This window comes from Cryobacterium sp. MLB-32, from assembly GCF_000738085.1.
Classification (GTDB): Bacteria; Actinomycetota; Actinomycetes; order Actinomycetales; family Microbacteriaceae; genus Cryobacterium.
The window spans coordinates 1-5,213 of record NZ_JPRS01000117.1 but is presented as its reverse complement, the minus strand read 5'-3'; the positions used below and the strand labels follow the sequence as shown (position 1 = coordinate 5,213).

4 protein-coding genes and 1 pseudogene are annotated in these 5,213 nt (G+C 65.4%); all 5 read left to right on the top strand.

Annotation, left to right across the window (positions count from 1 at the left end):
- Positions 1-251 (top strand): annotated as a pseudogene (locus JF66_RS12245) (hypothetical protein); the annotation flags it as partial.
- A 28-nt stretch (positions 252-279) separates the two neighbouring features.
- Positions 280-768 (top strand): ribose-5-phosphate isomerase, encoded by a 489-nt coding sequence (locus JF66_RS12240; protein WP_035878378.1) that lies wholly within the window; start codon positions 280-282, stop codon positions 766-768.
- A gap of 2 nt (positions 769-770) precedes the next feature.
- Complete coding sequence (locus JF66_RS12235) at positions 771-1,760, top strand: Fpg/Nei family DNA glycosylase (RefSeq protein WP_035878374.1); 990 nt, start codon at positions 771-773, stop codon at positions 1,758-1,760.
- Entirely contained in the window at positions 1,748-3,220 is a 1,473-nt protein-coding gene (locus JF66_RS12230; RefSeq protein ID WP_035878385.1) for an amidohydrolase, read from the top strand. The genes JF66_RS12235 and JF66_RS12230 overlap by 13 nt, the downstream gene beginning before the upstream one ends.
- Positions 3,221-3,269: 49 nt before the next feature.
- On the top strand, positions 3,270-4,952 hold the full coding sequence (locus tag JF66_RS12225) for a multicopper oxidase family protein (protein ID WP_231556398.1): 1,683 nt from the start codon (positions 3,270-3,272) through the stop codon (positions 4,950-4,952).
- The last annotated feature ends 261 nt before the right edge of the window (positions 4,953-5,213 follow it).

Here is a 5,213-nt window from a genome sequence, read left to right as displayed (position 1 = left end):
GCAGATGCGAGCGACACTTCGACGGCATCAACCGAGTCGGACAGGATGTCGGCACACCCGTGATCGACATCAACGGGGTCGCGTTCTTCGGCCCCGTCATCTCCCCGGCTCCTATGGGGGACCAGGCCCTGGCACTGTGGGACGGAGTTGTCGCAGCCGCAAGCTTCGACGGGTTCTTCGAGCTCAAGCGCAGCCGCACCCGCGAACCGAACTTCGACGTCACACCGGTCGCTGCCGCGCCAGCCGAGTAAGAGCAAACAGACTGCATAGACTGCTCTTATGCGCATCCACATCGCCACGGACCACGCCGGTCTCGACCTCAGTCATCACCTGATCAAGCACCTGCGCTCCAAGGGCCATGAGGTCGTTGATCACGGGCCCACGAGCTACGACCCGCTCGATGACTACCCCGCCTTCTGTATCAATGCGGCCCAAGCCGTGGTCAATGACCGTGAGCAGGGAATCGAGGCGCTCGGCGTGGTCTTCGGCGGTTCGGGAAACGGCGAGCAGATGTCGGCCAACAAGGTTGCCGGCGTGCGCGCTGCCCTCGTGTGGAACCGCAGTACGGCGCGCCTCGCCCGCGAGCACAACGATGCCAACGTTATTTCGATCGGGGCCCGAGAGCACACGATCGAGGAGGCCACGGAATTCATCGACGCCTTCATCGCCGAACCGTTCTCGGACGAGGAACGCCATGTCCGCCGCATCACCCAGCTTGCAGAGTACGAAACCACGGGAGATATCGCGGGCAAGGGCGTCGTGCACTAACCGTGCCTGAGGGTCATTCCGTACACCGCATCACGCGTCAGTTCCAACGCAACTTCGTTGGGCATCCTGTTCGGCTGTCGTCCCCTCAGGGGCGTTTCGTCGAGGGCGCGTCGGTGCTCGACGGCCGGACGATGACGGATGCCCGTGCCATCGGCAAGCAGATGTTCCTGGAATTCGACCACGACGTGTGGCTGCGCATCCATCTCGGCCTGTACGGCGCCTGGGATTTCTCGGGCGATCTGCTGCTTGACGCCACCATCGCGTCCGCGAACGGCCGCATGGGGCAGACCAACCAGCGGGGCACCATCCTCGCCGAGGCGGTGCTCGACACGGCCGGTGAGAATTCGTTGCACAGCATCGGCGCTCCCCGACGCACCCGGGTGCGCATGTCGGAGCAGGAGAAAGAACTCAACCACCTCGAGACCTTTCCGCCCGAGCCCGTCGGGCAGGTTCGCGTGCGCCTGCTCACCGACACTGTCTGCGCCGACCTTCGGGGACCGACGGCCTGCGAGGTACTTGACCCGGCGCAAACGGTCGTGGCCATGAACCGGCTCGGACCGGATCCCGAACTCGACAGCGGACCGGAGGCCGAGGAGCGCTTCACGAGCGTTATTCGGCGCAAGCCCACCCCGATCGGGCGGCTCCTGATGGATCAGGCTGTCGTCAGCGGAATCGGCAACGTCTATCGCGCCGAAATCCTCTTCCGGGCCGGCATCAACCCACACACTCCAGGCAAAGCGCTCAGCGACGAAGCGGTCAGGGCCCTCTGGCATGACTGGGCTCACCTCCTGCACATCGGTGTCGAGACCGGTCAGATGATGACCATGGACGACCTCGTCCGTGCCGATTACGTGAAGGCCATGAGGAACCGTGCCGACCGGCACTGGGTCTACAAACGTGAGGGGCTTCCGTGTCGAGTGTGCGGAACCCACATCGTGATTGAAGAGATGTCAGCCCGCAAACTGTATTGGTGCCCCTCATGCCAAGCCTGATCCTCCGCAGCGCACGACTTCCGGGCAGCGACGACATCGTCGACGTGCAGATCGTCGACGGCGTGATCACGCGCATCGGCTACGTCGACCCGACCGAAAAGTCCGACCGAACCGTGCAGGTGGGGGAGCGCTGGATCATTCCCGGACTCTGGGACAACCACGTGCACTTCACCCAGTGGGCGCAGACGACACGGCGGCTCGATCTGTCGCGCGCGGCCAGCGCGGCCGAGACGGCCGTGCTGGTCGGCGAACGGATGCTGTCGGCATCCGTTGCCGAGGACTCCCGCACCGACACCTTCGTCGGAACCGGATTTCGTGATGGTCTCTGGCCCGACCAGCCGAGTTGCACCGTGCTCGACGCGGTCTCGGGGGAGACGCCGGTGGTGCTCGTCAGCGGCGACCTGCACAGCTGTTGGGTGAACTCGGCCGCTCTCCTGCGGTACGGCTTCGCCGGTCACCCGACGGGCCTCCTGCGCGAAGAGGAGGCCTTCGAGGTCGTGCGGGCACTCGATACGGTTTCCGATGCCGTGACGGACACCTGGGTTCAGGAGGCTGCTCGTGCGGCCGCCGCCCGGGGAGTGGTCGGCGTCGTCGATCTGGAAATGACGTGGAACCTCGACGCCTGGACGCGGCGCATGGCAGCCGGTACGGATTCGCTGCGCGTGAAGTTCGGCATCTACAGCCAGCACCTGGACCGAGCCATCGCGCTGGGTCTGCGCACGGGCGACGTCGTGCCGGACACGGGCGGCCTCCTGCAGGTAGGCCCGTTCAAGGTGATCACCGACGGCTCCCTCAACACCCGCACCGCCTACTGCTTCGACGACTACCCGAACGGGTCCGGCCACGGCCTCCTCACCGTTCCGCAGAACGAGTTGCTTGAACGCATGCTCGCGGCCGCTCGCGCCGGCCTGACGCCCGCCGTGCACGCGATCGGCGATCACGCGAACCGACTCGCCCTGGATGCCTTCGAAGCGATCGGCTGCGCCGGCGGCATCGAGCATGCGCAGCTGCTAGCCGATGAGGACATCGCCCGATTCGCCCGGCTCGGGATCGTGGCGAGCGTGCAGCCCGAGCATGCCATGGACGACCGAGACGTGGCCGACCACTATTGGGCCGGTCGCACGGACCGCGCCTTCCCGCTGGCAAGCCTGCTCCGTGCCGGGGTGACTTTGGCTCTCGGCTCCGATGCTCCGGTCGCGCCGCTGGACCCATGGATCACTCTCGCGGCCGCCGTGGGACGCAGCCGGGACGGTCGGGAGCCGTGGCATCCCGAGCAGTCCATCAGCCGACAAGCCGGGCTGGCCGCCTCCGCCCAGGGCCGTCACCGCATTGCCGTCGGTGACGTGGCGGACCTCGCGGTCTGCGAGATCGACCCGCTCACCGCATCCGTTGCCGACGTGAGGCGGATGCCGGTGGCGGCAACCGTGCTCGCCGGTCGCTTCACCCACAACACTCTCTGACTCCACCCTTCATCTTCCGCCCCTTCGAACCCAGAACGCCCGTGACATAGTGAACGATTCTCCTGCACCACACATCCGCGGCGTGCGTCGTCCTCGGGCCACCGCCGTCACGGTAGCCATGGCCGGGCTGGCCGCGATCGTGCTGGTTCTGGCCGGGTGCGCGGGCGACCAGGGGGCCGGTGTGATGAACACGGCGGGAACGGTGGACTTCACCAACCCCCTGATGATTCCGCCGCTTGCCCCCTCGACCGTCGCTGCCGATGGCACCCGCTCATTTGATCTAACCGCACAGGCCGGGTCGACCGACTTCATGGGCGGTGTGCAGACGGACACCTGGGGCTACGGTCAGAGCTTCCTCGGCCCCACGATCGTTGCAGAGCGCGGCGAACACGTGCACATGAACGTGACGAATCACCTTGCGGAGGCGACCACCGTGCACTGGCACGGCATGCACCTTCCCGCCCGGATGGACGGGGGACCGCACCAGCCCATTGAGCCCGGTGCCGTCTGGCGGCCGGACTGGACGATCGACCAACCCGCCGCCACCCTCTGGTATCACCCGCACATCAACGGCCAAACCGAACACCAGGTGGAGATGGGGCTGGCCGGCATGATCATCCTGCACGACGACGCGGAACGGGCTCTCGACCTGCCCTCCGAGTACGGGGTGGATGACATCCCTGTGATGGTTCAGGACCGCCGGTTCGACGATGCCGGACAGATCATCACCGACGTGCGTGGCTACATCGGCCCGCTCGGCGACCAGATCCTCGTGAACGGCACCCTCGCGCCCTACCAAGACGTGACAACGGATGTCGTGCGGTTGCGTCTGCTCAACGCCTCGAGCTCGCGCGTCTACGACTTCGGCTTGAGCGACTCCCGCTCCTTCGATCTGATCGGAACCGACGGGGGGCTGCTCGACGCTCCGGCGCCGATGCAGAGCATTCGTCTGTCACCCGCCGAACGCGCCGAGGTGCTTGTGCGCATGACTCCGGGGGAGACCGTGACCCTGCGCTCCACGCCGCCCGAGCTCGGGGTCTCGGCGTCGGTGAGCGAGCAGAACGCCGGCGCCGACACGCTGGACATTCTCGAGCTGCGCGCCGCCCCGGCTCTCGACGCCGTCGGAACAGTGCCGGCGTCCCTGGTGCCCAGTGAACGACTCGTGAAGAGCGACGCGAGCGAGCAGCGTTCTTTCGTGCTCAACGGAATGAATATCAACAACAAACTCATGGACATGGGCCGCATCGACGAGACGGTTGTGGCCGGCGCCACCGAGGTGTGGACCGTCGAGAATACGATGCCCATGCCGCACAATTTTCACGTGCATGCGGTGCAGTTCCAGGTTCTGCGAGTGGGAACGGAGCCGCCGCCGCCGGAACTCTCGGGGTGGAAGGACACCATCTATCTCGAGCCGGGCACTCGCTACGAGATCATCATGCAGTTCGGCTCCGACACCGACCCGGACTATCCGTACATGTCGAACCACTGCCCATATGCTCGCGCACGAGGACGCCGGCATGATGGGGCAATTCGTGGTGGTCAAGCCCGGCGAATCGGCAGGCACGCCGCCCATCGCTGGGGCAGTGGCGGACCAGCCCGGAAGCGGCCCCAGGCTGCTCGCCGCGGCGCACCAGCACTGACGTTCGGAACGAAATCGCACGTTTTGTGGGGTGGAACGGTCTGTATATGCTGGCCCCGGTCGGCATTATTCCTTGCCCGTCTTAGGGGCTAGAACGTTCTGTATATAGTCGGGCTCGCGGTCCGCCTTTTCCGGCGTCGGGGGTTCATATCGGGCGACTTTCGGGGCTGGAATTCCTCGTTTGTCGCCGCTGCGAAGTGGTCACTCTGAGCCGATCCCAGCTCGTCTCATGTCGTACAGGCCAGTCAGCGACCGGGAATATCTATCTGAATATTCCTCATGTTGCATACGAGCTTTCCTCACATAATCGTGAGTGATTTTTCCTCATTCATCAGGTGAATTATCCTCAGTCAC

Coding starts and splice junctions, on each gene's coding strand:
- JF66_RS12240 (WP_035878378.1), top strand. CDS start 280: ATGCGCATCCACATCGCCACGGACCACGCCGGTCTCGACCTCAGTCAT.
- JF66_RS12230 (WP_035878385.1), top strand. CDS start 1,748: ATGCCAAGCCTGATCCTCCGCAGCGCACGACTTCCGGGCAGCGACGAC.